This window comes from Salipiger sp. (assembly GCF_059781815.1).
In genome coordinates this window covers 22548-49363 of sequence record NZ_JBYNAH010000006.1, presented here as the reverse complement: position 1 = coordinate 49363, position 26816 = coordinate 22548, and the positions used below count along the sequence as shown (strand labels likewise).

Sequence of the window (26816 nt, the reverse complement as noted above, 5' to 3'; positions counted from 1 at the left end):
TATATCGACCAGATCCGCAAGCACGGGCTTTACGACGAGATCTGGCAGGCCTTCGCCGCGATCCTGCCGATGCGCACCGTGGGCGTGATGGGCGATGGCCGCACCTACGATTACGCGCTGGCACTGCGCGCGGTGACCAGCGTGGATGGCATGACGGCGGATTACTACCCGTTCACTCACGAGTTCCTCGGCGAGACCTCGACGCGGATCATCAACGAGGTGAAGGGCATCAACCGGGTGTTCTACGATTGCACCTCGAAGCCGCCGGGCACCATCGAACTCGAGTGATCCGCGCCTGCGCGCAGGCACGGCGTCACCGATTGCACACAAACGATTAACGCAAGCCCCGCATTGTCCGATGCGGGGCTTGTGTCTTGTCCGGGCACGCGCCAAGGTCACGCGGTTCGTGCCCGCCGTCGAGGAGGCCGGCCACGGCCGAGGAGACCCCATGCCCGAGATCCGCCTGACCGGCACCATGACCTGCCCGCCCGGGCGCGCCGACGCGATCCGCGCCGCGCTGCCCGAGCATATCCGCCTGACCCGGGCCGAGCCCGGCTGCCTGAGCTTCGAGGTCACCGAAACCGCGCCTTGCGTCTTTACCGTGGCCGAGCGCTTCACCGACCGCGCCGCCTTTGACGCCCATCAGGAGCGCGCGCAGGCCAGCGACTGGGCCCGGATCACCGCCGGCTGCCCGCGCGACTACGAGGTGACCGAGGCATGAGCCAGACGCTTCAGGCCGTGCTCTGGATGACCGGGGCCGTGGTCTCCTTCACCGCCATGGCGGTCGCCGGCCGCGCCGTGAGCCTCGATCTCGACACCTTCGAGATCATGCTCTACCGCTCGATCATCGGCGCAATCATCGTCACCTCGGTGCTCGCCGCGACGGGCAGGCTCTCGCAGATCAACCGCGACCGCTTCGGCCTGCACGTCGCACGCAACATCAGCCATTTCGCCGGCCAGAACTGCTGGTTCTTCGCCGTCGCCACGATCCCGCTGGCGCAGGTCTTCGCGCTCGAGTTCACCTCGCCGCTCTGGGTCATCCTGCTGTCGCCGCTGGTGCTGGGCGAGCGCATCACGCCGAGCCGCGCCATCGCCGCCGGCATCGGCTTCATCGGCATCCTCGTGGTCGCCCGCCCGACGCCCGAAACCCTCAGCCCCGGCCTGATCGCGGCTCTGCTCGCGGGCCTGGGCTTTGCCGGCTCCGCCGTCGTCACCCGCAAGCTCACCCGCACCGCCTCGACCGCGTGCATCCTGTTCTGGCTCACCGTCATGCAGGCGGTGTTCGGGCTCGTCTGCGCCGGCATCGACGGCGACATCGCCCTGCCCGGCCTCGCCACCTGGCCCTGGGTGGCGCTGATCGCCATCGCCGGGCTGGTGGCGCATTTCTGCCTCACCACCGCGCTTGGCCTTGCGCCCGCTCCGGTTGTCATGCCGATCGACTTCGCCCGGCTGCCGCTGGTTGCCGTGGTGGGCATGCTGGTCTATGCCGAAGCGCTCGATCCGTTCGTGTTCCTCGGGGCCGCGATCATCTTCGGCGCAAACTATTTCAACATCTTGCGCGAAACGCGTTAACCCCGACGCCGCGGCGCCCTGTCGATGCGACAAAGTGACGTTACGGCGCAGCACGTCAACTTACGCAGGGTCATTGATTGACCGTTCAACCGCCTCGTCGTTAGCGTCGAAGGTGGAGGAGAATACCTTAGGGAGAGGGAAACTCATGAAATTTCTGTTGACCGGCGCCTCGGCGCTGGCCCTGTCCGCGACAGCACTTCACGCGGGCGGCATCGAACGGACTCAGCAATCGGCACTGATCCTGTACGAGACCGGCAACGTGCTCGAGGTCTCGCTGGCCTATGCCAACCCGTCGCTCTCGGGCAAGAACATCTCGCCGCCGTTCCCGGCGCAGGATATCGACGACGTCGCCGACGGCTTCTACCTGCCGTCCTTCGGCCTCAAGTACGATGTCACCGACCGGCTGGCGCTGGCGCTGATCTACGACCGGCCCTTCGGCGCCGACATCGCCTATGACAGCGGGAACTTCCCGCTTGGCGGCACCACCGCCGAGGCCAGCACCCACACGCTGACCGCGCTTGCCAAGTACCAGTTCAACGACAACTGGAGCGCCTTCGGCGGTCTGCGCCTGCAGCAGGCGCGGGGCGACATCCATCTCGAGGGTCTGGCCTATGGCCCGGTCAGCGGCTACGAGGTCAATCTCGACAAGACCACCGGCGTTGGCTACGTGCTGGGCGCTGCCTATGAGGTGCCGGAGATCGCGCTGCGCGTGGCGCTGACCTACAACTCTGCGATCACCCACGACATGGGGACCACCGAGTCCGGCCCGCTGATCCCCGTCGACGTGACCGGCGACGGCATCCCGGATGCCACGTTGCCGCTGCTCAACGGCAGTGGCGAAACCGAGGTGAAGACCCCGGAAAGCTGGAACCTCGATTTTCAGACCGGCATCGCCAAGGACACACTGCTCTTCGGCGGCATCCGCCACGTCAAGCATTCGCAGTTCCGCGTCGATCCCGACAGCTTCGTCACCGTGGTCGGCAACGGTCTGATCGATCTCGAGGACAGCACCGCCTACACGCTCGGCATCGGCCGCCGCTTCAACGAGAAATTCTCGGCCGCGATCAGCGCCACCTATGAGGGCCCGGGCGACGACCTGGTCTCGCCGCTGGCGCCGACCACCGGCTACACCCAGCTGCGCCTCGCCGCGTCCTACAACGTGAACGAGCAGGTCACCGTCTCCGGCGGCATCAGCCGCTTCTGGCTCGGCGACGCCAAGCCCGAGACCGGCACCCCCGATGTGGCGCGCGCCAAGTTCGAGGACAACTCCGCCTGGGGCGTCGGCCTCAAGGTTGCCTACCGCTTCTGAGGCGGCAGACCATCGAGCAGATCTAGACCCGCCCGGGCGCCGAGAGGCGCTCGGGCGGCTTGCGTTCCGGCCCACATCACGCCGCCATTTGACGCCATGCGCGGCCCTCTTTACCTGTGGTCCGAACGACTCGAAGGAAGCCCGACCATGTATTACCGGACCGCGGAAGACTGGCGCGCCGCGCCCCACAAGCGCGTGGTGCTGTTTGCCATGTCGGGCCTCGGCAAGACCCATGTCTCGTCGATGCTGCGCCAGACCGGGCGCTGGTTCCACTACTCGATCGATTACCGCATCGGCACCCGCTACATGGGCGAATACATCGCCGACAACGCCAAGCGCGAGGCGATGAAGGTGCCGTTCCTGCGCGAGCTGCTGATGTCGGATTCGATCCATATCGGCTCCAACATCACCTTCGACAACCTGACCCCGGTCTCGACCTATCTCGGCAAGCCCGGCGACACCGCGAAGGGCGGCCTGCCGATCGAGACCTACCAACTCCGGCAAGAGCAGTTCCGCCGCGCCGAAGAGCAGGCGCTGCTCGACACCGGCTATTTCATCGACCGCGCCGAAGAGCTCTACGGCTACCCGCATTTCGTCTGCGATACCGGCGGCTCGATCTGCGAATGGGTCGACCCGGAAAACCCAAGGGACCGTGTCCTGTCCGAGCTCTCGAGCCACGCGCTGATGGTCTGGATCCGCGGCAGCGAGGCCCATACCGAGGAGCTCATCCGCCGCTTCGACCGCGCGCCGAAGCCGATGGCCTACCAGCCAGAGTTCCTCGCCTCTGCGTGGCACGCCTATCTCGACGAGACCGGCCTTGCCGAGACCGCCGTCGATCCCGATGCCTTCATCCGCTGGACCTATGCCCGCGCGCTGGCCCACCGCCAGCCGCGCTACGAGGCGATGGCGAAGAACTGGGGCATCACCGTCGAGGCCGCCGACATGGCCACGGTCCGCGACGAGGCCGATTTCACCCAAGTCATCGCCGCCGCCCTGCCCGCCTGAGCCTGCCCCCACAGCGGGGCGCTGCGATCCGGCGCCCCGTAGCGCTTGTTAAACCGGGGGTGCCGCTCTATCTGTGCCCTCTCACCAAGAGTAAAGCCGATGCCCATCAAACTGCCCTCCGACCTGCCCGCCTATGACGTTCTCACCAACGAGGGCGTCATGGTCATGGACGAGGACAGCGCCGGCCGTCAGGACATCCGGCCGCTGCGCATTGCGCTGCTCAACCTGATGCCGAAGAAGATCCAGACCGAGAACCAGTTCGCGCGCCTCATTGGCGCGACGCCGCTGCAGATCGAGCTCTCGCTGATCCGGATGACCGAGCATCAGACCAAGAACACCGCCGCCGAGCACATGGAGACCTTCTATCGCCCCTTCGCTGAGGTCGAGGCGACGGGCGAGAAATTCGACGGTCTCATCATCACCGGCGCCCCGATCGAGCATCTGCCCTTCACCGAGGTCACCTACTGGGACGAGCTGACCCGGGTGTTCGACTGGACCCAGACCCATGTGCATTCCACCTTCGGCGTGTGCTGGGGCGGCATGGCGATGATCAATTATTTCCACGGCGTGCCGAAGCATATGCTCGCGCACAAGGCCTTTGGCTGCGTGCGGCACCAGAACCTCGCCCCCGCCTCGCCCTTCCTGCGCGGCTTCTCGGACGACATGGTGATGCCGGTGTCGCGCTGGACCGAGATGCGCCGCGACGAGGTCGAGGCGGCGGGCCTGCCGGTGCTGATCCACTCGCCCGAGACTGGCCCGGCGCTGGTCGAGGATCCGGCCCACCGCGCGCTCTACATCTTCAACCATCTCGAGTATGACAGCGGCACGCTGAAGGAAGAGTACGACCGCGACGTGGCGGCCGGCAAACCGATCAACGTGCCCGCCAATTACTACCCCGACGACGATCCGACCAAGACGCCGCAGAACCGCTGGCGCAGCCACGCGCACCTGCTCTACGGCAACTGGATCAACGAGATCTACCAGACCACCGTCTTCGACATCAGCCGGATCGGGATCGAAAGCACCGACTGGCGCAAGCGGCGCGGGGGCTGAGATGCGCCGCCGCTCGCTGCTCTCGCTCCTGTTCCTCGGTGTCGCGGCCTGCGCCGCCGGAAACCGGGCGAGCGACAGCAGTTCGGCGGCGATCCTCGAAGCCTACCCGCCCGAGGGCCGCTTCCTCGAGGTCTCGGGCCACCGCATCCATTACGTCGAGAAGGGCAGCGGCCCGCCTCTGGTGCTGATCCACGGCGCCAGCGGCAACCTGCGCGACTGGACCTTCCGCGCGGTCGACCAGCTGTCGCGGCGCTACCGGGTCATCGCCTTCGACCGGCCCGGCATGGGCTACACGCCGCGCATCGACCGCGGCGGTGCCTCGATCCAGGAGCAGGCCGCGCTGCTCAGCGCCGCCAGCCGCCAGCTCGGCGCAGAGCGCCCGATCGTGCTCGGCCATTCCTATGGCGGCGCGGTGGCGCTGGCCTGGGCGGTGGAGCACCCCGAGCGCGCCTCGGGGCTGGTGCTGGTCTCGGCCGCGTCGCAGACCTGGGACAGCGGCGTGCCGTTCTTCTACCGTCTGACCTCCGGCCCGCTGGCCGGCATCGCCAACCCGGCGATCTCGGCGCTGGCCGGAGAGGACCGCGTGCTCGACGCCATCGCCGGCGTCTTCGCGCCGCAGCCGGTGCCGCCGGGCTATGCCGAGCATATCGGCGCCGAGCTCGCCCTCCGCCCCGCCAGCCTGCACGAGAACGCCCTCCAGCGCGCCAGCCTGAAAGCCGAGATCGCCCGCATGCTGCCGCGCTACGGCGCGCTCGAGCTGCCGGTCGAGATCCTGCACGGCGATGCCGACACCACCGTGGGTCTGCAGATCCATTCGGTGCCGACCGCGCGCCAGATCCCCGGCGCCAATCTCGTGGTGCTGCCCGGTATCGGCCATGCCGCGCAGCACGCGGCAGCGGCGCAGATGTACGCCGCCATCGACCGGGTCGCCGCCCGTGCGGGTTTGCGTTAATCGCATTTACATCCCATATTGCCCCGCACCCAACAGCAACAGGATCCCCGCCTTGAGCACTCCCTTCGACGGCGCCATCAGCAGCTATTTCAAGGACGACGCCCCCGGCGACATCCGCAACGCGCTCAGACGCGCCGACAAGGATGAGATCCTCTCCGGCTCCTATCCCTACTCGGAAGAGATGAAGAACAAGGCCTATCTCAAGGAGATGGAGGCGCTGCAGATCGAGCTGGTGAAGATGCAGAGCTGGGCCAAGGCCACCGGCCAGCGCATCGCCTGCATCTTCGAGGGCCGCGACGCCGCCGGCAAGGGCGGCACAATCAAGCGCTTCCGCGAGAACCTCAACCCACGCGGCGCCCGCGTGGTGGCGCTCTCCAAGCCCTCCGATACCGAGGCCACGCAATGGTACTTCCAGCGCTATATCGAGCACCTGCCGGCGGGCGGCGAGATCGTGTTCTTCGACCGCTCCTGGTACAATCGCGGCGTGGTCGAGAAGGTCTTCGGCTTCTGCACCGAGGCCGAGCGCGAGCATTTCTTCGCCCAGGTTCCGGATTTCGAATCCATGCTGGTCGAGGAAGGCATCCGGGTCTTCAAGTTCTGGCTCAATGTCGGCCGGGCCGAGCAGCTGCGCCGCTTCCTCAAGCGCGAAGAGGATCCGCTCAAGCAATGGAAGCTGAGCTGGATCGACGTCGAGGGGCTCAAGCGCTGGGACGAGTACAGCTCTGCCATCCAGGAGACCCTGTCGCGCAGCCACAGCGCCGCCGCGCCCTGGACGGTGATCCGCTCCGACGACAAGAAGCGCGCCCGCCTCGCCGCGATCCGCCACGTGCTGAGCCATCTCGACTACGCCGAGAAGGATGCCCGCGTGGTGGGCGCCCCCGATCCGAAGATCTCCGGCGGCCCGGAGGTCTGGGACGCCTGATGCCCAAGCGCGGCTATCACCACGGCAACCTGCGTCAGGCCCTTGTCGACGCGGCGCTCGAACTGATCGAGGAGAAGGGCCCGACCGGCTTCACCCTCTCGGAAGCCGCCAAGCGCGCCGGCGTGACGCCGGCGGCGGTCTACCGGCACTTCGACGGTCGCGAGGACCTGATCGCCGAGGCCGCGCGCCAGGGCTACGAGATCTTCGCCGACCTCATGGCCTATGCCTATGACGATGGCCGGCCCTCGGCACTGGCGGCCTTCGAGGCCACCGGCCGCGCCTATCTCGCCTTCGCCCGCAAGCATCCCGGCCATTACATCGCGATGTTCGAAAGCGGCATCTCGGTCAACCACTCGCCCGAGCTCGCAGCCCTCTCGGCCCGCGCCCGCGGCATCCCCGAACGTGCCGCCGCCGAGCTCTCGCAGCACATCCCGCCGGGCAAGCGCCCGCCGCCCTCGATGGTTTCGGCCCATGTCTGGGCCTTCTCCCACGGCGTGGTCGAGCTTTTCGCCCGCAACTCGCCCGGCACCCAGTCGCCCTTCCCGCCCGAAGCCCTGCTCGAGACCGGCATCGGCATCTACCTGCGCGGCCTCGGGCTCATCCCGCCCGACGAGTGAAGCCTTGGCCCCTGCCACCGTTCATGGTTTCTCTTGGCTGAAAATATCCCGGGGGAATCACGGCTCCGCCGCGACGGGGGCAGCGCCCCCTCCGACCCAGATCACAAGGCATGCACAACCACATGGCTGACAAGACCTTCCTCCTCTGCCCCGGCGCCTCGAAATCCGGCACCACCTGGATCCGCACCTATCTCGGCGAGGCCGAGGGCGCCGACATGGGCCCGCTGGGCGAGATGCAGGTCTGGGACGCTGTCACCGTTCCGGAAAAGGCGCATTTCCTGATGCCGCGCCCGCCGGCCTGGCGAAGGGCCGAGTTCGCGCTGGTCCAGCGCCTGCACCGCCGCCCGCGCGGCAAGGTGCTGCGCTGGTGGCTGCAGCAGGATCTCGAGCGCTACGTGCCGTGGTACTGCGCCCTGCTCGACCGACCCGGCATCCGCCTCACCGGCGACGTGACCCCGGGCTACGCGGCGCTCTCGACCGAGAGTTTCCGCCGCATCGACGCGGGCTTTGCCGCCCGCGGCGTCGAGGTCAAGACCGTGATGACCCTGCGCGATCCGATCGAGCGTGCGTGGTCGCTTCTGAAGATGTACCGCCGCAAGAGCCGGCTCGACGAGGCGCTCGACGACCGCGCGGCCTTCCTGAAGATCTTCGCACCCGGCGGCATCGGCACCAGCGATCCTGATTACCACGTCACGCTGGCGCGGCTCGATGAGGTCTTTCCCGAAGAGCGGCGGTTCCTCGCGCTCTACGAGCGGCTCTTCACCGCGCCCGTCATCGCCGAGCTCTCCGCCTTTGCCGGCATCGCGTCCCGGCCCGAGGCGGGCGGCGCCCCGGTCAATGCCGCCGGAGACCGCAGCGCCCTGCCCGAGGGGCTGGCCGAGCAGGTCTTCCCGAGCTTCGCGAAGGATTACGAGGCGGTCATCGCCCGCCTGCCCGAGGCCCGCAGCCACTGGCCCCACGCCGGGCTGCTCTGAACACACGCCCGCCACCGGGCCAAGATTTTTCCGTGAAAAATCTTCTCCCCCCGCTGGCACAGCCTCCCGAAACGCGAAAGGGCCGCCCAACCGGGCGGCCCTTTGCAAATCTTGAAAGCGTGAAATCAGCGCTTCGAGAACTGGAAGCTGCGGCGTGCCTTGCGCTTACCGAACTTCTTACGCTCGACGACGCGGCTGTCGCGGGTCAGGAAGCCAGCGGCTTTCAGAGCCGAACGCAGCGACGGATCGTAAAGCTGCAGCGCCTTCGAGATGCCGTGCTTGACCGCGCCGGCCTGGCCGGAGAGGCCACCGCCCTTGACGGTTGCGTAGACGTCGAACTGGTCCTCGACACCGGCCACCGAGAACGGCTGGCGCAGGATCATCTGCAGCACCGGACGGGCGAAGTAGACGTTCAGTTCCTTGCCGTTGACCGAGACCTTGCCCGAACCCGGCTTGATCCAGACGCGGGCGACCGCGTCCTTCCGCTTGCCGGTGGCATAGGCGCGGCCGAACTCGTCACGGACGGGCTCGCGGGGCGCTTCTTCGATTTCGGGAGCGGCATCCACACCGGCTGCGGCGCCCAGTTCTTCCAGGGAATTGATCTGTTCAGCCATGATTACACCCGGGTGTTCTTCTTGTTCATCGACTTGACGTCGAGCGTGTCGGGCGCCTGCGCCTCGTGCGGATGCTCGGCGCCGGCATAGATACGCAGGTTGGTCAGCTGCTTGCGCGACAGGCGGTTGCCCGGCAGCATGCGCTTGACGGCCTGGAACACCACGCGCTCGGGGTGTGCACCCTCGAGGATCTGCGCCTTGGTGCGCGACTTGATGCCGCCCGGGTGACCGGTGTGCCAGTAGAAGTTCTCTTCACGCTTCTTGCCGGTCATCTGCACCTTGTCGGCGTTGATGACGATGACGTTGTCGCCCATATCCATGTGCGGCGTGAAGGTTGCCTTGTGCTTGCCACGAAGGCGCATGGCGACGATCGATGCGAGACGGCCGAGAACGACGCCTTCCGCGTCGATCACGATCCATTTCTTCTCGATGTCTGCCGGAGTTGCAGAGAAGGTTTTCATCGTGTTGCCCTTGAGCTTGTCTTGGAGCTTGTCTTGAGTGGACCCCACGGGAGGGCCCGAATTCCGATTGCGGGGTTATACGCGTCCCGAAACCCCAGTCAAGCGGGCAAAATCCAAATTAATCACGCAAAAACAATCTCTTGAAATTATGGTATAATAATACCCCACACTTTCAGGCCAGAATCTGCTCCGGCGGATTGTCGAGCAGCTGGCGCAGCCGCGCCAGCGCCGCCTCGAACTCGGCCATCGCCACCTGCGCGTTCATGCCGATGCGGATGGCGTGGGGCGCAAAGCCGGTGCGCGGGGCGAAATCCTCCGCCGGGCGCACCTGCACCCCCTGCTGCTCGGCGGCGAGGCAGAAGGCGGCCGAGCGCCAGCCCGCCGGCAGGCGCAGCCAGACGAAGGGCGAATCCTCGTGCCAGCTCAGGTCGAAGCCGCCAAGCGCGTTCACCGTGCTGCGCACATAGACGGCATTTCGGCGGCGCACCGAGCGCACGATCTCGCGGGTTTCCTCGCGCCCGAGCAGGTCTTGCGTCAGGTCGGCCAGCGGCTTGGCGAGCCCGAAGAAGCCGTTCTCGGCCACCCGTCGCAGCATCAGGCGCTTGTCCTGCGGCGCGATGGCAAAGCCGATGCGCAGCGCCGGCGTCAGGGTCTTGGAGATCGACGACACGAACCAGGACTTGGCGGGAAGCAGCGCGCGGTAGGTCTCGTTGTGATCGTCGCCGAGGAAGGTGCAATCGTCCTCGAGAATGTCGAAGCCGCTGCGTCGGGCAACCTCGGCGATCGCGCGGCGGCGCTCGGGCGGCGTCTTGACGACGGTGGGATTGTGCAGTTCGGGAGAGGTACAAAGCAGCTGGGCGTCGTGCTTTCGGGCAAGCTCAGCCAAAGCGGATGGTACAATGCCGTGTTCATCCATCGGGACCGATACAATCTCGGCCCGCATCAATTCGGCAGCGCGGCGGAAGCCGGGATAGGCCAGTTCCTCGACCAGCACCACCGGGCGCCGGCCGCGCAGCACCGCCTGCATCACCAGCGAGATCGCGCTCTGCGCGCCATGCGACAGCACGATGTCCTCGTGATGCAGCGTGCCGAGCGGGATCGACGACAGCCAGCCGACCACGGCTTCGCGCGCGGGCGCGAAGGACGCGGCGGTCGGATACTCCAGCAGTGCGCGATCCGGACGCTGTGACAGGCGCTGAAATCCCTGATTGATCAGAGCCACTTGCCCGAGGTCCGGAAGACGCGAGGTGAACAGGTTGACGAGCTCTGGACTGTCGGCCTCCTCGGCCCGGGGCCGGGTGATGTAGAGCGGAGGCTTGGTCTCGACCTGCCCCGCGACAAAGGTGCCGCGGCCGACCTCGGCCACCAGAAGCCCCTCGTCGGTGAGGATGGAATAGGCCCGCGCCACCGTGCCCGGGGTCATCCCCAGTCGCCATGCCAGATCCCGCACCGGCGGCAGCTGTGCGCCGCTGCCGAGCTGCTTGCCCGCGATGCCCTGACGCAGCGCCGCGGAGAGCGCGCGGTATTTCGGCCCATCCGGCTGCGCATCGAACAGACCCGATATTGTATCGGTCACAATGTTTTTCTCGACGTCCATATTGGCACAATGTATCAAAACATCACGGAAATCAAGGATATTGTATCAATACAACTTACGGAGACATCCCATGACCAACACCGCCCACGCCCCGCTCCTTGCCTATCTCGACGCGCAGCGCCCGCTGCCGCTGCTCTCGGCAATCGCGCTGCGCACCGCGGTGGTGCTGGCCAAGTGGTCCGAGCGCCAGCGCACCCGCCGTGCGCTTCGTCAGCTCGACGACCATTTGCTGCGTGATGTCGGCCTGGAACGGCACGTCGCCTACAAGGAGGCACGCCGCATGTTCTGGCAGGGCTGATCCCCGGACCTGACGGAACCTCTTCCCCTGGGCGCGAGGCTTTCCTCGCGCCTTTTTTGTTGCGAAGTGCCCTGCGCCCTACCCCACGGGCGCCGGCGGGATCGAGTAGGTCAGCGAGGCATGCGCCACCGGCTTGTCCGAGCCTTCCGAGAACAGCAGCACATCCGTGACGCTCAGGCTCCGCCCGAGCTTCAGCAGCCGCGCCTCGGCCAACAGGTCCCTGCCCGCCTCCGGCTTGCGCATGAAATCGATCGAGCAATGGGTCGTCACCGTCAGCGCCTGCCGCCCGATCCGCGCCAGCGTCGCCACATAGGCCGCAACATCGGCGAGCGAGAACATCGACGGGCCCGACACGGTGCCACCCGGGCGCAGATGGGCGTCGGAGACATGAAGGCGCATCACCAAAAGATCCTCGTCCAGCCGGTCGATGCCGAACATGCCGTCGACCTGCGGGAACACCTCCGCGAGGTAGCTTTCGACCTCCGCGACTGTCATTGCCAGCGCCATGCTTGTCCTCCCTCTCGCAGCACGGCTAACCTCAGCGCAAACAGAGGGAGAGGACAAGATGGCTCTGCTGGAACGTCACGACACTGGCGCGGTCGCGCATCTGCGCATGACCGCGCCCGAGCGGCTAAACGCGCTCTCAGACGAGATGCTCGCCGCGCTGAAGGCGCAGATCGATGCGCTCAAGGAGGATCGCACGATCCGCGCGGTGGTGATCTCGGGCGAGGGCAAGGCGTTCTGCGCCGGGCATGATCTCAAGCAGATGCAGCAGGGCCGGCAGGCGGAGGATGGCGGCAAGGCCTATTTCGCCGATCTCTTCGCCCGCTGCACCGAGGTAATGACCGGGCTGCAGCGCCTGCCCCAGCCGGTGATCGCGCAGGTTCACGGCATCGCCACCGCCGCCGGCTGCCAGCTCGTGGCCTCCTGCGATCTCGCGGTCGCCGCCAAGGGCACGCGGTTCGGCGTGAACGGGGTGAATATCGGGCTGTTCTGCTCGACACCGATGGTGGCCCTCAGCCGCAACATCCCGCGCAAGCACGCCTTCGAGATGCTCTCGACCGGCCGCTTCGCCGATGCCCATGAGGCCCGCGACATGGGGCTGATCAACCGCGTGGTGCCGGCCGACCAGTTGGCCGAGGCCACAGCAGAGCTGGCCGAAACCGTGGCCGGCAAGCTTGGCGCTGCGGTGAAGATCGGCAAGGAGGCGTTCTACGCGCAGGCCCAGATGGGGCTCGACGAGGCCTATGCCTATGCCGGCGAGGTGATGGTCGAGAACATGCTCTGGCGCGACACCGAGGAAGGTATCGCCGCCTTTCTCGAGAAGCGCCCGCCGGACTGGACGCAGTAACCGCGCCGCTTGGTGACCATGTCACAGACAGCGGCCCCGCGATGGGCAATGACAGGGTATGACCCCGTTTTGTCACGAAAGGACATGATCCATGTTTGCCAAGAATGTCGGAGGGATCGACAAGATCCTGCGCATCGTCGTGGGCGCGCTTCTGGTGCTCGCCTTCTTCCTCACCGATGGCGCCTTTAGCTGGCTCTACCTGCTCGGCATCATCCCGCTGGTGACCGGGCTGCTCGGAACCTGCCCGATCTATTCGCTGATCGGCGTGAACACCTGCCCGATGAAGAAGTGACGACACGCGCGTGAGCGGTGCGCCGCTCACGCCCTCCCGAGGGGGAACAAATCCCTGCGGCACATGCGTTATAGTCCTGAGCAATCAAGGAGAAACGCAATGTTCCGCACCCTCGTCCTCGCCGCCATGTCCGCCGGCGCCCTGAGCATGCCCGTCGCCGCCACCGCCGCCCAGAACGGCTGCCCGCCGGGCCTCGCCAAGAAGCACAATGGCTGCAACCCGCCGGGTCAGGCGATGAAGAAAGAGACCCGCTCGGACCGCGAAGAGATCCGCCGCGAGGTGCGCAAGGAGGTGCGCCGCTACCACGAGGGCGAGCGCATTCAGGGCGATTACGTCGTACTGCGCAACCCGGACCGCTACGGCCTGCCGGACGGCACCTACTACCGCAACAACGATGTGGTCTACCGCGTCGATCCCGAGACGCGGAAGGTGCTGAACGTGATCGGCGCCCTCGCGGCGCTGGCCGACTGATCGATCGGGCCTTCCGCTCGAACACAAAGCCGCGCCCTCTAGGGCGCGGCTTTTTCTTTGGCGATCCGTCCCGCGCTGCGGCGTTCAGCGCTCCTCGACGAAGGTGACGCTGCCGTCGAGAATGCCCGTCACCAGGCCACAGCCCTGCGCCTCGAAAAGATAATACGACGCGGCAGAGAAGCGCCGTGGGGCCAGCCCGTAGATCAGCAGATCGATATAGGCCGCGGTGACCGGCGGCGTGATGCCCGCCAGATCGAGAAGCGTCTGGCGATGCTCTGCCGGCATCGCCGAGAGCTCCATCGCATTGGCGATGAACTCGTGATCGACCAGCGCGATGGGCTGCACGCCGCGCCTCTGTTCGACCACCGCATGGGCCATCTCGTGGGTCAGCAACGAGCCGAACACCACCGCGTCGGGAAGCTCTGCATACGGATCCTCGGGCAGCAGATGCGCGCGCATCAGATCTGGCGCGATGATCCGGATGCGGTTCTGAGCGCAATCATAGGCCGCGAGGCAGCGCCCCATGCCGTGGATCACGCCCTCTTCCGTGGCGATGACAATCGGCTTGACCGGCACCAGTTCGCAGAACGCCAGCGCCTCCTTGGCGCGCCCCGCAGCCTCGCAGATCATTGTGTGCGCGGCCGCGTCGGGCGCTTCCACGACAAAGCCCGGATCGTCGCAGGGCACCGGCTCGGCCCGCGCCTCCATGGCCGCCAGAGCAAGCGTCAGGCAGGCCCCCAGTCGCATGACATGATCGAATGCGGACATCGCGGCTCCTCCCCCAAAGGCCCGACAGGCAGGCCGCCAGAGTAACGGAGCGCATTCCCTCCGGTCCTTGACCGAGGTCACGGCGCGGTGCGGCGTAGTCTGCCATCCCGGACCAAACAGCGAAACAGCGAAACAGCGAAACGCCCCCGCAGATGCCTGCGAGGGCGCATCGGAGACGGCTAAGGCCAGCGCCTACTCCGCCGCCACCTTGCCCGCGCGCAGCATCGGCTTGAGGTAGCGCCCGGTATGCGACCGCTCGACTTCGGCCACCTGCTCGGGCGTGCCGGTGGCGACGATCTCGCCGCCGCCATCGCCGCCCTCGGGGCCGATGTCGATCAGGTGGTCGGCGGTCTTGATGACGTCGAGGTTGTGCTCGATCACCACCACCGTGTTGCCCTGCTCGACCAACTCGTGCAGCACCTCCAGGAGCTTGCGCACATCCTCGAAATGCAGGCCGGTGGTCGGCTCGTCGAGGATATAGAGCGTGCGCCCGGTGGAGCGCTTCGCCAGTTCCTTCGACAGTTTCACCCGCTGCGCCTCGCCGCCCGAGAGCGTCGTGGCCTGCTGGCCGACCTTCACGTAGCCCAGACCGACGCGCATCAGCGCATCCATCTTCTCGCGGATCGAGGGCACCGCGGTGAAGAACTCCTGCGCCTCTTCCACTGTCATATCAAGCACATCGGCGATGCTCTTGCCCTTGAACCTGATCTCCAGCGTTTCGCGGTTGTAGCGCTTGCCCTTGCAGGTCTCGCACTCGACATAGACATCCGGCAGGAAGTGCATCTCGATCTTGATGACGCCATCGCCCTGGCAGGCCTCGCAGCGCCCGCCCTTGACGTTGAACGAGAAACGCCCGGGCTTGTAGCCCCGCGCCTTGGCCTCGGGCAGCCCGGCGAACCAGTCGCGGATCGGGGTGAAGGCGCCGGTATAAGTCGCCGGGTTGGAGCGCGGCGTGCGCCCGATCGGGCGCTGGTCGATGTCGATCACCTTGTCGAGATGCTCGAACCCCTTGATGGTCTCGCAGGGCGCCGGCGTCTCGCGGGCGCCGTTGAGCTTCATCGCGGCGTTCTTGTAGAGCGTCTCGATGGTCAGGGTCGACTTGCCGCCGCCCGACACGCCCGTCACGCAGACGAACTTGCCCAGCGGGAACTCGGCGGTGACCTCCTTGAGGTTGTTGCCGGTGGCCTTGACCACCTTGAGCTTCTTCTTGTTGCCCTTGCGGCGCTTGGCAGGCACCGCGATCTCGCGCGTGCCGGCAAGATACTGGCCGGTGAGACTGCCGGCATCAGCGGCGATGGCATCGGGTGTGCCGTGGCTCACCACCTGCCCGCCATGCACGCCTGCGCCGGGGCCGATGTCGAAGACATAGTCGGCCTGACGGATCATGTCCTCGTCATGCTCGACCACGATCACCGTATTGCCCTGGTCGCGCAGCGATTTCAGCGTGCCGATGAGCCGGTCATTGTCGCGCTGGTGCAGGCCGATCGAGGGCTCGTCGAGCACGTAGAGCACGCCCGTCAGCCCGCTGCCGATCTGGCTCGCGAGGCGAATGCGCTGGCTCTCGCCACCCGAGAGCGTGCCCGCGGCGCGGCTCATCGTGAGGTACTCAAGCCCCACGTTGTTGAGAAAGCCCAGCCGCTCGCGGATCTCCTTGAGGATGGCGCGGGCGATCTCGTTCTTCTGGCCGGTGAGATTGGCCGGAACGCTCTCGATCCAGGCATGGGCCTCCTTGATCGACATCTCGACCACGTGGCCGATGTGCAGGAGGTTGTCCGGGCCGCCGATCTTCACCGCCAGCGCCTCCTCGCGCAGACGGTAGCCGCCGCAGCTGCCGCAAGGGCGGTTGTTCTGATAGCGCTCGAATTCCTCGCGGATCCAGTTGCTGTCGGTCTCGCGGTAGCGCCGCTCCATGTTGGGGATCACCCCCTCGAAGACGCGCGAGACCTGGTAGACCCGGCCGCCCTCGTCGTAGCGGAACTGGATCTCTTCGTCGCCGGAGCCGTGCAGGAAGACCTGCTGCACATGCGCCGGAAGATCCTTCCAGCGCTCGTTCTTGTTGAACTCGTAATGCTTGGCGATCGACTCGATGGTCTGCAGGAAATAGGGCGACTTGCCCTTGCGCCAGGGCGCGATGGCCCCGTCCGAGATCTTCAGCGTGGCGTCCGGCACCACCAGCCGCTCGTCGAAGAAGAGCTCGACACCAAGCCCGTCGCACTCCGGGCAGGCCCCGAAAGGCGCGTTGAACGAGAACAGCCGCGGCTCGATCTCGGGGATGGTGAAGCCGCTCACCGGGCAGGCGAAATTCTCCGAGAAGGTGATGCGCTCGGGCTCACCCTCCTTCGGGGCGGTCTCGAGGATGGCGATGCCCGAGGCCAGATCCAGCGCGGTGCGGAAACTGTCGGCCAGCCGGGTCTCGAGCCCCTCGCGCACCACGATGCGGTCGACCACCACGTCGATGTCATGGCGGAACTTCTTGTCAAGCGTCGGCGGCTCGTCGAGCTCGTAGAACTGGCCGTCGACCTTGACGCGCTGGAAGCCCTGCTTGCGCAGCTCGAGGAACTCTTTCCTGTACTCGCCCTTGCGGTCGCGGATGATCGGCGCCAGCAGGTAGCCCCGGGTGCCCTCTTCCATCGACATCACCCGGTCGACCATGTCCTGCACCTGCTGCGCCTCGATGGGCATGCCGGTTGCGGGAGAATAAGGCGTGCCGACGCGGGCAAAGAGCAGGCGGAGATAGTCGTAGATCTCGGTCACCGTGCCGACGGTGGAGCGCGGGTTCTTCGACGTGGTCTTCTGCTCGATGGAAATCGCCGGCGACAGCCCGGCGATATGGTCGACATCGGGCTTTTCCATCATGTCGAGGAACTGCCGCGCATAGGCCGAGAGGCTCTCGACATAGCGGCGCTGCCCCTCGGCATAGATGGTGTCGAAGGCAAGCGAGGACTTGCCCGAGCCCGACAGGCCGGTGATGACCACCAGCTCGTCGCGGGGAATGTCGACATCGATGGATTTCAGATTGTGCTCGCGCGCGCCGCGAACCTCGATCTGCTTCAGCTCTGGCATGAGACCTCCGGGACGGGATTGCCCGTTACATAGGCGAAAGCGCCGGCTTGGCCAATCGCAAAGTGAGAACATTGCGAGAACGTTACCGCGCAGCCTTTACATTCATATTATGGAATGCATATAGCTTGGGCAACCACAGCAGGAGATCCGCGATGTTCGCCTTCCGCAAAGCCTTTCGCAGCCCCGAAATGACCGCCGCCGAGGCGGTGGAGAAGACCGCCGCCGGCGAGGTGGTGCTGATCGACATTCGCGACGGCGCCGAGCTTGCGGCCAGCGGCAAGGCCAGTGGCGCGCTGCACGTGCCGATGGCGGCCTTCGCCATGCGCTGCGACCCGCGCAGCCCGGAATGCCTGCCCGAGCTCGGCTCCGGCAAACCGATCGCGGTCTATTGCGCCAGCGGCGCCCGCTCCGGCATGGCGAAGGGCATGCTGAAACGCTTCGGCTACGAGGACGTGCACAATATCGGCGGGCTGGCCCACTGGCAGCGCGCGGGCGGCTCGGTCGAGCCGGTCTGAACATCACGCCCCTACCGCACCGCAGCGCCCGGCCGCAGGCTCCGGCCTGCCTCCGGCGGGAGTATTTTTGACGAAGAGAAGCCAGGGGCACTCGCCCATGTCTTCTTCTGGCGTCAAATATCCCGGGGGAGTCCGCGCCCTGCGCGGGCGGGGGCAGCGTCCCCAGCCCCCAGTGACACAAGCGCAGACTTTCCTCCGCAACACGACGCTGGACAGGCCGCGCCGGCCAGCCTACCCCTGAGCCATGGACAGCGCCTTTCTCATCACCGCCTTCGCCACGCTGTTCGTGGTGATCGACCCGATCGGGCTGACCCCGATCTTCATCGCGCTGACCTCCGGGGCGGACAGCCGTCACCGGCGCATCCTGGCGCTGCGCTCCTGCGGCATCGCCATGGGGATCCTGATGCTCTTCACCTTCTTCGGCGAGAAGGTGCTCGGCTTCATCGGCATCTCGATGCCCGCCTTCCGCATCGCCGGCGGCATATTGCTCTTCCTCACCGCCCTCGACATGCTGTTCGAGCGCCGTTCCAAGCGGCGCGAGGACAAGGCCGAGGAGGAAGACGCCCTGCCCGATCCGTCGGTCTTTCCCATCGCCATCCCGCTGATCGCCGGCCCCGGGGCCATCGCCACGATGATCCTGCTGGTCGGCCAGACCGGCTCGGCGCTGGAAATGGCGGCGGTGATCGGGGTGATGATTTCGGTGCTGCTGATCGTGCTCATGATGTTCCTCGCAGCACCGATCATCGAGCGTCTGCTGGGCCATACCGGCATCGTCGTGGTCACGCGCCTGTTGGGGATGCTGCTCGCGGCGCTGTCGGTGCAGTTCGTCATCGACGGGCTGCGCAACGTGGGCGCGGTCGGATAAGGCCTGTTCTCCGGCGCAGAAGAGCCTACACTGACGGAAACGCCGCGCCACGGATGAGACCATGACAGGAAACGATTACGGACGTCTGGCCTATCTCGGACTGCTCGCGGTCGCTCTGATCCTGTGGTTCTTCCTGCGCGACCGCACCCGGCTGGGCCTCAAGCTGCAATATGTCGGAGTCTGGGCATTGATCCTGCTCGGCGCGGTGGCGGCGGTCGGCCTCTGGGGCGACATCCGGCAGACGGTGATGCCGCAGCAGGCGGTGTTTGTCGAGGATGGGCGGGTCGAGCTTCCCCGGGCCCCCGACGGGCATTATTACGTCTCACTCGAGATCAACGGCGTGCCGACCCGCTTCGTGGTCGACACCGGTGCCACGGGCATGGTCCTGTCGCGCGACGATGCCGAGCGCGCCGGGCTTGCGCCCGAGGAGCTGATTTTTCGCGGCCAGGCCAACACCGCCAACGGACTGGTGCGCACCGCGCCGGTGCGTCTCGAGACTGTCGCGTTGGGACCGTTCACCGACCGCAACCTGCGCGCCTATGTCAACGAAGGCGAGATGCAGACCTCGCTTCTGGGCATGAGCTACCTCCAGCGCTTCGACAGGCTGGAGATTGCCGGCGGGCGGTTGATCCTCGAACGCTGAGGCGGGACACGAGGTTGTCCCCAAGCTGTGCCGGCGCGCAGACAGGCCTTCCTGACCCGGTGCGATGACGCTTTTTCTTGTGATCCACGCGCCCTCGTCTTGCGCATCCCGCGCCCCGTCTTGCAGCCCCCACGTCCCGCGCCCGGATCGGCCAATCCCGCAGTGATGCCTCCGACGGTTCGCATGCCAGCCGACGCCGACGGCTGTCGCAGGGTGGGCGCCGGCATCGCTCTTGTCCTGCCAGTTCTGGCCAGCCCTGATCGTGTCCGGCGGCCCAAAGGCTCAAGCCTCGCTGCCTGCGCTTGAGGCAACGCTCCGAAGACCGTCACCACCCTGCAGCGACCCTCGGCGGCGGCGTGTCCAGAGCAACCGCAGCGGTCGGGCTGCCGGCCACGCGGAAGACCCGGACACCGTCTGCCAGCGTGCGGCTGTTCTCCGTCAGGTTGCGGATCGCGCTGGCGGTCTGGTTCACCATCGCGGCATTTTGCTGGGTCACCGTATCGAGCTGGGAAATCGCGGTGTTGATCTCGCCCAGGGTCATCGTCTGCTCGTTGAGCCCATGAACCACTTCACGGATGCGATCCGAGATCCGGTCGACCCCGGAAAAGATGTTGCCGAGCTCGCCGCTGGCGCGGCCGACCATCTCGACCCCGGCCTTGACGTGAATACCACTTTCGCTGATCAGCGCCTTGATCTCCTGCGCCGATTCCGCTGAGCGCTGCGCCAGGGTGCGCACCTCGGAGGCCACCACCGCGAAGCCGCGCCCGGCCTCGCCCGCGCGCGCGGCCTCGACCCCGGCATTGAGCGCCAGAAGGTTGGTTTGGAACGCGATGTCGTCGATCACCGAGATGATCTGCGAGATCGAATCCGACGAGGTCTCGATCCGCTTCATCGCCTCGGTCACGTCCTCGACCACTTTGCTGCTGCCTTCGGCAGCGCTCTTGGTCTCCTCCGCCTCGCGCCCCACCTCGGTGGCGTAGTCCGCGGCGGACTTGGCGTTGGCGTTGAGCTCTTCCACCGCGGCGGCGGTCTCTTCCAGTGTGGCCGCCTGGGTCTCAGTGCGCTGCGACAGCTCGTCGGAATTGTCGCCGATCTCGGTCGCGACGCTGTCGATCTCGCCCGAGACGGTCTGCACCTGACGGATCAGCCCCGAGATATGGTCGACCGCCGCGTTGAAGGCATCGGCCAGCTCGCGCAGCCGGTCCTGCGCGGTGAGCGTCACCCGGTGCGACAGATCCCCCGCGCTCAGCGCCTCGAGCCCGTCGGCGATGGCGCGGATGGCCTGGCGCTGACCGGTGATCTCGGTGGCGATCTTGGTGATGCGCACCACCTCGCCGGCCGCGTCATAGACCGGCGCGTAGGTGGCGCTGATCCAGATCACCTTGTCGTCCTTGGTGATGCGCGGAAACTCGTCCGAGAAGAACTTGCCGGCGCGCAAATCCTCCCAGAATTTCGCGTAGGCCTCGGACTCGCGGTATTTCTTCTGCACGAAGATGCTGTGGTGCTTGCCGACGACCTCGCTCTCGTCGGGATAGCCGAGCGCGGCGAGGAAATTCTCGTTCGCCCGCAGAATGGTGCCGTCGGGGGCGAAGTGAATCACGGCCTGCGTGCGTTCGACGATCTGCAAAATCGCCTCGTCGCCCGTAACCTCGGTTTGGACCTTGTTCTTCGACCTGCGGGAAAACCACATCCCAGCGCTCCTTCAGGAATCTCCTGCAAGAGCAGATACGCACAAGACCTTTCCAGAGCCTGAACGGGCGCGCGGTTTTACGCCGCCCGCGCCCCGAGTCCCTGCAGCGCGTCCATCGCGATAGCATAGCTCAGCTGCCGCGCCTTCGGATCGTGCATCGCGCTCGACAGGATCAGCTCGTCGGGACGGTAGCGCTCGATCAGCCGCGCGAGCCCGGCCGCCACCTGCGCCCGGTCGCCTGTCGCGCTGACGCTCAGCGCCTGCTCGACCATCGCCACGTAGCGCGGATCGGCGACGTCGTTGATGTCGTCCACCGGGCGCGGCAGCTTGCCGGGCCGGCCGCTGCGCAGGTTGATGAAGGCCTGCTGCTGCGAGGTCTTGAGCCGCAGCGCCTCGGCCTCGGTTTCGGCCGCCCAGACATTGGCGGCGAGCATGAAGCGCGGCCTGTCGGTGATGCCGGGCTGGAAACGGTCGCGGTAGATCTCGACCGCCTGATCGAGCGCGTCGGGGGCGAAATGCGAGGCGAAGGCATAAGGAAGCCCGAGATGCGCCGCAAGCTGCGCGCCATAAAGCGAGGAGCCGAGGATCCACACCGGCACATGGGTGCCTTCGCCCGGCACCGCGCGCACCGGCTGGCCCTCGCTCGCGTCCTGGAACAGGCCGATGAGCTCGACCACGTCCTCGGGGAAGCGATCCGACGAGGTGTGGTTGCGGCGCAGCGCCATGGCGGTGATCTGGTCCGAGCCCGGCGCCCGCCCAAGCCCGAGATCGATGCGGTCGGGGAACAGCGTGGCCAGGGTGCCGAACTGCTCGGCGATTACCAGCGGCGAATGGTTGGGCAGCATGATGCCACCCGCGCCGACGCGGATCTTGCTGGTGGCGGCGGCCACCTGCCCGATCACCACCGAGGTCGCCGCCGAGGCGATGCCCACCATGTTGTGATGCTCGGCGAGCCAGAACCGGTGATAGCCCAGCCCGTCCACGTGGCGCGCCAGATCGAGCGTGTTGTTCAGCGCGTCGGCGACGGTGCCGCCTTCGGGCACCATCGAGAGATCGAGAACGGATGCGGGGATCATGTGCGGCCTTTCTGCTGCGTCTCCTCCCGCATATAGGCATGCCGCGCTTCTCTTAAAGATGCAAAGACCCCCGACATTTTCATGCCGGGGGTCAAATCGCCTGAATTTATCGCAGCTTACGCGGCGGCCTTCACCGCGCGCTTGGTCAGCACCGCGATCAGGTGGGCGCGATAGTCGCCCGAGCCGTGCAGGTCCGAGATCATGCCGTCGCCCGAGAGCGACAGCCCGTCGAGCGCCTCGGCGCTGAAATTCGACGTGAGCGCCGCCTCGGCCTCGGACCAGCGGAACACGCCATCCTCGGAGGCGCCGGTCACCGCCACACGCACGCCGTCGGCGTATTTCGCCACGAACACGCCAACCAGCGCAAAGCGCGAGGCGGGCTGCTCGAACTTGATATAGGCCCCGGCCTCCGGCACCGGGAACCTGACCGCGGTGACGATCTCGCCCTCTTCGAGCGCGGTTGTGAACATGCCCTCGAAATAGTCGTCCGCCGCGATCTCGCGGGTGTTGGTGACGATGGTCGCCCCCGAGGCCAGCGCCGCCGCCGGGTAGCAGGCGGAGGGGTCGTTGTTGGCGAGGCTGCCGCCGATGGTGCCGCGGTTGCGCACCGCCGGGTCGCCGATATTGACCGCCAGATCGGCCAGCGCCGGGTAGGCGCCGCCCACCTCCGCCGCCACGGTGGCATGGGTGGTGCCGCCGCCGATGGTGATCGTGCCGCCATCGATGGAGACGCCCTTGATCTCGTCGATCTTCGCCAGGCTCACCAGCACCGACGGCGCCGCGAGCCGCGCCTTCAGCGAGGGGATCAGCGTCTGCCCGCCGCCCAGCGCCTGCGCCTCTTCCTTGCCCAGCGCGGCCACCGCGTCGGCGACGCTGGTCGGGCTTTCGATCTCGAAGCTGTACATCTTCAATCCTCCTGTCGAAGGGTCTCCGGGCGCAGCGCCCTGCCCTTCTTCACGTTCCAAATACTCAACGATCCGGCGGCGCCGTCAAGCGATGCCGCCGGAAAGAGGCTCAGCCCTGCATCGCTTTCCACACACGGTGCGGCGAAACCGGCATGTCGATGTGATCGACATGGGTGTAACCGCCCGAATGCAGCGCATCGATCACCGCGTTGACCACCGCCGGCGGCGAGCCGATGGCGCCGGCCTCGCCACAGCCCTTCACCCCGAGCGGGTTGTGGGTGCAGGGCGTGGCGCAGGAATGGTCGACCTGATAGAACGGCACGTCCTCGGCGCGCGGCATGGCGTAGTCCATGTAGGAGGCCGAGAGCAACTGGCCGTTCTCGTCATAGACGCAGTTCTCGAGCAGCGCCTGCCCGATGCCCTGCGCCAGGCCGCCATGCACCTGCCCCTCGACGATCATCGGGTTCACCACGTTGCCGAAATCGTCGGCGGCGGCAAAGCGCTCGATGGTGACGCGGCCGGTCTCGGGATCGAGCTCGAGCTCGCAGGCATAGGCACCCGAGGGATAGGTGAAGTTGGCCGGGTCGTAGAAGGCCGTCTCCTCGAGCCCCGGCTCGATATCCTCGAGCGGGTAGTTGTGCGGCACGTAGGCGGCCAGCGTCACGTCGCCCCAGGCCACCGACTTGTCGGTGCCCGCGACGGTGAACTGGCCGTCCTTGAGCTCGATATCGGCATCCGAGGCCTCGAGCAGGTGGCCGGCGATCTTCTTGGCCTTGTTGATGATCTTCTCGGTGGCGCGGACCATGGCCGAGCCGCAGACCGCGAGGCTGCGCGAGCCGTAGGTGCCCATGCCGAAGGGGATCTTCGAGCTGTCGCCATGCACGATGTCGATCATGCTCTCGTCGATGCCGAGCATCTCGGCCACCACCTGCGGGAAGGCGGTCTCGTGGCCCTGTCCGTGGGAATGCGCCCCCACCATGACCGAGATCGAGCCGGTGGCGTTCACCCTCACGGTGGCTGCATCATAGAGACCGGCGCGCGCCCCGAGCTGCCCCACGAGGTTCGACGGCGCGATGCCGCAGGCCTCGATATAGCAGTTGATGCCGAGCCCGCGCAGCTTGCCATTGGCCTCGCTCTCCTTGCGGCGGGCGTCAAAGCCCTCGCGGTCGATCATCTCCTCGAGCTTGTCCATGGTCGCGGTGTAATCGCCGGTGTCGTATTCCACCGCCACCGGGGTCGCGTAGGGGAAGCTGTCGATGAAGTTCTGACGGCGCAGCGCGATCGGGTCGACGCCAAGCTCGCGCGCCGCCTTGTCGACCAGCCGCTCGAGCTGGAAGGTCGCCTCGGGGCGGCCCGCACCGCGATAGGCATCGACCGGCACGGTGTTGGTGAAGACGGCCTTCACGTTCACCTGGATCGCCGGGGTCTTGTAGTTGCCCGCCATCAGCGTGCCATGCAGCCAGGTCGGCACCGACGACGAGAAGGTCGACAGATACGCGCCCATATTGGCCAGCGTATCGGTGCGCAGGCCGATGAAGTTGTTGTCGGCATCGAGCGCCAGCTCGATCTTGGTCACGTGGTCGCGGCCATGGGCGTCGGACATGAAGGCCTCGGAGCGGGTCGAGGTCCACTTCACGGGGCGGTTGATCTGCCTAGATGCGAAGGTGACGAAGGCCTCCTCGGCGTAGTGGAAGATCTTGGTGCCGAAACCGCCGCCCACATCCGGGGCCACCACGCGCAGCTTGTGCTCGGGGATGCCGAGCACGAAGGCGCCCATCAGCAGCCGGATCACGTGCGGGTTCTGCGAGGTGGTGTAGAGCGTGCTCTCGTCGTTGGCGCGGTTGTACTCGCCCAGCGCGACGCGCGGCTCCATCGGGTTGGCCACGAGGCGGTTGTTCACCAGATCCAGCGTGGTCACATGCGCGGCGTTCGAGAAGGCCTCGTCGATGGCCGCCTGGTCCGAGCCGAACTGCCAGTCGTAGCAGAGGTTGTCGTCGAGATCGTCATGCACCTTGGCGGCACCGGCCTCGAGCGCGGCCTTCATGTCGACCACCGCCGGAAGCTCGGCAATGTCGTAGACGATGGCCTCGGCGGCGTTGCGCGCCTCCTCGAGGCTCTCGGCCAACACCGCGGCGATCGGGTCGCCCACGTGGCGCACCTTGCCCTGGGCCAGAACCGGGTGCGCCGGCTCCTTCATCGGCTCGCCGTGCTTGTCAGTCACCTGCCAGCCGCAGGGCAGACCGCCGATGCCCTCGAAATCCTTGCCGGTGAAGATCCGCACCACGCCGGGCATGGCCTCGGCATCGCTGGTATCGAGGCTGTTGATGGTCCCGTGCGCCACGTCCGAGCGCAGGAACACGCAATAGGTCTGGCCGTAGGTGTTGATGTCGTCGGTGTATTGACCGGCGCCTGTCAGAAAACGCACGTCCTCGCGGCGTTTCTGCGAGGCTCCGATGCCATGATCCTTGGGCATGAAAACTCCTCCCTGGGTGTGGCGGGCAGCCCCCGCCTTGGCAAATCCTGACCGGACGCCGTGCCCCGGCGGGTCCTCCACCCGCCGATCCGGCCTTTCCGGTCGTTCGCTAACTCACTCGGCGGCGATGCCGCTCACATCCTGCCCGCTCGCCGCCAGGATCGCTTTCACGATGTTGTGGTAGCCGGTGCAGCGGCAGATGTTGCCCTCGAGGTAATCGCGCACCTCGTGCTCGGTGGGCTTGGGGTTCTCCTTCAGGAGCGCCGCCGCGGTCATCACCATGCCCGGCGTGCAGAAGCCGCATTGCAGGCCGTGATGGTCCTGGAACGCCTGCTGGATCACCGACAGCGAGCCATCGGCATTCGCCATGCCCTCGATGGTGGTCACCGAGGCGCCCTCGGCCTCGCCCGCGAACATCGTGCAGGCCTTCACGCTCTTGCCATCCACATGAATCACGCAGGCACCGCACTGGCTGGTGTCACAGCCCACGTGGGTGCCCGTCAGGTGCAGTTCGTCGCGCAGAAATTCGGTCATGAGCGTGTTGCCCGAGACCTCTTTCGAGACGGCCTTGCCATTCACCGTCATCGTCACCTTGGTCATCAAGTCCTCCCTGGGTGTCCCTGTCTGTTGTCCTTTGGTGGTCGCGGGCTCCTTGCCTGCCCGCGGTGTCGTATCGAGTGCGGCGCGCGCGGCGGGCTCAGCCCGAGACCATGCGCTTGAACCAGCCCTTCTTCTTGCCCTCTTCCGACGCCTCGCCTTCGGCTTCCGGCGCGTCCTCGGGATCGGACGGCCCCTCGACGGCGTCCTGAAGGTTGGTGAAGAACTGGTCCGCCATCTTCTTGGCGAAGCCGTCGATGATGCGGCTGCCCAGCTGCGCCAGCTTGCCGCCGACCTTGGCCTCGACCTCGTAATGCAGCTCGGTGATGCCGTCGCCCTTGTCGGTCAGGGTCACGTCGGCGCCGCCCTTGGCAAAGCCCGCAGCCCCGCCCTTACCCTCGCCCGACAGCGTCAGGCTCTCGGGCTCGTTGCGGTTCGACAGGGCGACCTGTCCCTTGAAGGTCGCCTTCACCGGGCCGACCTTCTGCACCACAGTGGCCTCGAAGCCCTCTTCCGGCGAGCCGGTCATCTCGGTGCAGCCCGGCACGCATTGCTTGAGAACCTCCGGGTCCAGGATCGCGGCCCAGACGACCTCGCGGGGCGCCTTGATCTCGCGCGTGTCGCTCATGTGCATGGTGGGGTCCTCCCTTCCTCTCCGGGCCCCACAGTACACGTTGCCTGTCGGGGGCATATAAGACCAATGGCTAAGACCAGTGGGTTGGCTCGGGCCGGC

General features: G+C 66.6%; 29 protein-coding genes. 17 read left to right on the top strand and 12 right to left on the bottom strand.

Annotation, left to right across the window (positions count from 1 at the left end):
• From AC6RA4_RS01530 to AC6RA4_RS01485, 10 genes are all read left to right on the top strand, one after another.
• A partial coding sequence (locus AC6RA4_RS01530; protein ID WP_500156711.1) for a GMP synthase (glutamine-hydrolyzing) occupies positions 1 to 288 on the top strand: 288 nt, incomplete at its 5' end.
• Positions 289 to 448: 160 nt separating this feature from the next.
• Positions 449 to 721, top strand: a complete 273-nt coding sequence (locus AC6RA4_RS01525) for a putative quinol monooxygenase (protein ID WP_500156709.1) — start codon at positions 449 to 451, stop codon at positions 719 to 721.
• Positions 718 to 1572, top strand: coding sequence for a DMT family transporter (locus AC6RA4_RS01520; RefSeq protein WP_500156707.1), 855 nt, complete (start codon positions 718 to 720; stop codon positions 1570 to 1572). The genes AC6RA4_RS01525 and AC6RA4_RS01520 overlap by 4 nt, the downstream gene beginning before the upstream one ends.
• Before the next feature lie 145 nt (positions 1573 to 1717).
• The gene (locus AC6RA4_RS01515; protein ID WP_500156705.1) at positions 1718 to 2881 is read left to right on the top strand and encodes an OmpP1/FadL family transporter; all 1164 of its coding nucleotides are present in this window, start codon (positions 1718 to 1720) and stop codon (positions 2879 to 2881) included.
• A 147-nt stretch (positions 2882 to 3028) separates the two neighbouring features.
• Complete coding sequence (locus tag AC6RA4_RS01510; protein ID WP_500156703.1) at positions 3029 to 3886, top strand: ATPase; 858 nt, start codon at positions 3029 to 3031, stop codon at positions 3884 to 3886.
• Positions 3887 to 3985: 99 nt separating this feature from the next.
• Positions 3986 to 4939 (top strand): homoserine O-succinyltransferase, encoded by a 954-nt coding sequence (locus AC6RA4_RS01505; protein ID WP_500156701.1) that lies wholly within the window; start codon positions 3986 to 3988, stop codon positions 4937 to 4939.
• A 1-nt stretch (position 4940) separates the two neighbouring features.
• Positions 4941 to 5891, top strand: a complete 951-nt coding sequence (locus AC6RA4_RS01500) for an alpha/beta fold hydrolase (RefSeq protein WP_500156699.1) — start codon at positions 4941 to 4943, stop codon at positions 5889 to 5891.
• 52 nt (positions 5892 to 5943) lie between these two features.
• Positions 5944 to 6813: a polyphosphate kinase 2 gene (gene ppk2, locus AC6RA4_RS01495; protein WP_500156697.1), complete on the top strand. Its 870-nt coding sequence runs from the start codon at positions 5944 to 5946 to the stop codon at positions 6811 to 6813.
• Entirely contained in the window at positions 6813 to 7430 is a 618-nt protein-coding gene (locus tag AC6RA4_RS01490) for a TetR/AcrR family transcriptional regulator (protein WP_500156695.1), read from the top strand. The genes ppk2 and AC6RA4_RS01490 overlap by 1 nt, the downstream gene beginning before the upstream one ends.
• A 122-nt stretch (positions 7431 to 7552) precedes the next feature.
• Positions 7553 to 8404, top strand: coding sequence for a sulfotransferase family protein (locus AC6RA4_RS01485; RefSeq protein WP_500156693.1), 852 nt, complete (start codon positions 7553 to 7555; stop codon positions 8402 to 8404).
• A 125-nt stretch (positions 8405 to 8529) separates the two neighbouring features.
• Here AC6RA4_RS01485 and rpsI read toward each other — a convergent pair whose 3' ends face one another.
• From rpsI to AC6RA4_RS01470, 3 genes are all read right to left on the bottom strand, one after another.
• The gene (rpsI, locus tag AC6RA4_RS01480; protein WP_500156691.1) at positions 8530 to 9018 is read right to left on the bottom strand and encodes a 30S ribosomal protein S9; all 489 of its coding nucleotides are present in this window, start codon (positions 9016 to 9018) and stop codon (positions 8530 to 8532) included.
• Between the two features lie 2 nt (positions 9019 to 9020).
• The gene (rplM, locus tag AC6RA4_RS01475) at positions 9021 to 9479 is read right to left on the bottom strand and encodes a 50S ribosomal protein L13 (RefSeq protein WP_500156689.1); all 459 of its coding nucleotides are present in this window, start codon (positions 9477 to 9479) and stop codon (positions 9021 to 9023) included.
• Between the two features lie 172 nt (positions 9480 to 9651).
• Complete coding sequence (locus tag AC6RA4_RS01470; RefSeq protein ID WP_500156687.1) at positions 9652 to 11076, bottom strand: aminotransferase-like domain-containing protein; 1425 nt, start codon at positions 11074 to 11076, stop codon at positions 9652 to 9654.
• Between the two features lie 70 nt (positions 11077 to 11146).
• Between AC6RA4_RS01470 and AC6RA4_RS01465 the strand changes: the two genes are divergently transcribed.
• A complete protein-coding gene (locus AC6RA4_RS01465; RefSeq protein WP_500156685.1) occupies positions 11147 to 11374 on the top strand; it encodes a DUF1127 domain-containing protein in 228 nt (75 codons plus the stop codon).
• 78 nt (positions 11375 to 11452) lie between these two features.
• Here AC6RA4_RS01465 and AC6RA4_RS01460 read toward each other — a convergent pair whose 3' ends face one another.
• Positions 11453 to 11881: a PaaI family thioesterase gene (locus AC6RA4_RS01460; protein WP_500156683.1), complete on the bottom strand. Its 429-nt coding sequence runs from the start codon at positions 11879 to 11881 to the stop codon at positions 11453 to 11455.
• On the opposite strand from AC6RA4_RS01460, the gene AC6RA4_RS01455 reads away from it, so the two are divergent.
• The 3 genes from AC6RA4_RS01455 to AC6RA4_RS01445 all read left to right on the top strand — a co-directional run bounded on the left by AC6RA4_RS01455 (position 11880) and on the right by AC6RA4_RS01445 (position 13488).
• Positions 11880 to 12725: an enoyl-CoA hydratase gene (locus tag AC6RA4_RS01455; protein WP_500156681.1), complete on the top strand. Its 846-nt coding sequence runs from the start codon at positions 11880 to 11882 to the stop codon at positions 12723 to 12725. The genes AC6RA4_RS01460 and AC6RA4_RS01455 overlap by 2 nt on opposite strands.
• 91 nt (positions 12726 to 12816) lie before the next feature.
• Positions 12817 to 13017: a YgaP family membrane protein gene (locus AC6RA4_RS01450; RefSeq protein ID WP_500156679.1), complete on the top strand. Its 201-nt coding sequence runs from the start codon at positions 12817 to 12819 to the stop codon at positions 13015 to 13017.
• A 99-nt stretch (positions 13018 to 13116) separates the two neighbouring features.
• Positions 13117 to 13488 (top strand): excinuclease ABC subunit A, encoded by a 372-nt coding sequence (locus AC6RA4_RS01445; RefSeq protein WP_500156677.1) that lies wholly within the window; start codon positions 13117 to 13119, stop codon positions 13486 to 13488.
• Positions 13489 to 13572: 84 nt separating this feature from the next.
• On the opposite strand, the gene AC6RA4_RS01440 is transcribed toward AC6RA4_RS01445, so the two are convergent.
• On the bottom strand, positions 13573 to 14256 hold the full coding sequence (locus tag AC6RA4_RS01440) for a DUF6639 family protein (RefSeq protein ID WP_500156675.1): 684 nt from the start codon (positions 14254 to 14256) through the stop codon (positions 13573 to 13575).
• A 192-nt stretch (positions 14257 to 14448) separates the two neighbouring features.
• A complete protein-coding gene (uvrA, locus tag AC6RA4_RS01435) occupies positions 14449 to 17319 on the bottom strand; it encodes an excinuclease ABC subunit UvrA (RefSeq protein ID WP_500156673.1) in 2871 nt (956 codons plus the stop codon).
• A 152-nt stretch (positions 17320 to 17471) separates the two neighbouring features.
• On the opposite strand from uvrA, the gene AC6RA4_RS01430 reads away from it, so the two are divergent.
• The 3 genes from AC6RA4_RS01430 to AC6RA4_RS01420 all read left to right on the top strand — a co-directional run bounded on the left by AC6RA4_RS01430 (position 17472) and on the right by AC6RA4_RS01420 (position 19342).
• Entirely contained in the window at positions 17472 to 17834 is a 363-nt protein-coding gene (locus AC6RA4_RS01430; RefSeq protein ID WP_500156671.1) for a rhodanese-like domain-containing protein, read from the top strand.
• Positions 17835 to 18078: 244 nt separating this feature from the next.
• A complete protein-coding gene (locus AC6RA4_RS01425) occupies positions 18079 to 18699 on the top strand; it encodes a MarC family protein (RefSeq protein ID WP_500156669.1) in 621 nt (206 codons plus the stop codon).
• 61 nt (positions 18700 to 18760) lie between these two features.
• Positions 18761 to 19342 (top strand): retropepsin-like aspartic protease family protein, encoded by a 582-nt coding sequence (locus tag AC6RA4_RS01420; protein ID WP_500156667.1) that lies wholly within the window; start codon positions 18761 to 18763, stop codon positions 19340 to 19342.
• A 325-nt stretch (positions 19343 to 19667) separates the two neighbouring features.
• Here AC6RA4_RS01420 and AC6RA4_RS01415 read toward each other — a convergent pair whose 3' ends face one another.
• The 6 genes from AC6RA4_RS01415 to AC6RA4_RS01390 all read right to left on the bottom strand — a co-directional run bounded on the left by AC6RA4_RS01415 (position 19668) and on the right by AC6RA4_RS01390 (position 26717).
• Positions 19668 to 21032 (bottom strand): methyl-accepting chemotaxis protein, encoded by a 1365-nt coding sequence (locus AC6RA4_RS01415; protein WP_500156665.1) that lies wholly within the window; start codon positions 21030 to 21032, stop codon positions 19668 to 19670.
• A gap of 77 nt (positions 21033 to 21109) precedes the next feature.
• Entirely contained in the window at positions 21110 to 22108 is a 999-nt protein-coding gene (locus AC6RA4_RS01410) for an LLM class flavin-dependent oxidoreductase (protein WP_500156663.1), read from the bottom strand.
• Between the two features lie 116 nt (positions 22109 to 22224).
• Complete coding sequence (locus AC6RA4_RS01405; RefSeq protein WP_500156661.1) at positions 22225 to 23013, bottom strand: FAD binding domain-containing protein; 789 nt, start codon at positions 23011 to 23013, stop codon at positions 22225 to 22227.
• A gap of 109 nt (positions 23014 to 23122) precedes the next feature.
• Positions 23123 to 25486 carry a xanthine dehydrogenase family protein molybdopterin-binding subunit gene (locus AC6RA4_RS01400; RefSeq protein WP_500156659.1) on the bottom strand — a complete coding sequence of 788 codons (2364 nt, stop codon included), beginning with the start codon at positions 25484 to 25486 and terminating at the stop codon, positions 23123 to 23125.
• Positions 25487 to 25600: 114 nt separating this feature from the next.
• Positions 25601 to 26086: a (2Fe-2S)-binding protein gene (locus AC6RA4_RS01395; protein WP_500156657.1), complete on the bottom strand. Its 486-nt coding sequence runs from the start codon at positions 26084 to 26086 to the stop codon at positions 25601 to 25603.
• A gap of 97 nt (positions 26087 to 26183) precedes the next feature.
• On the bottom strand, positions 26184 to 26717 hold the full coding sequence (locus AC6RA4_RS01390) for an SRPBCC family protein (RefSeq protein ID WP_500156655.1): 534 nt from the start codon (positions 26715 to 26717) through the stop codon (positions 26184 to 26186).
• Between the last annotated feature and the right edge of the window lie 99 nt (positions 26718 to 26816).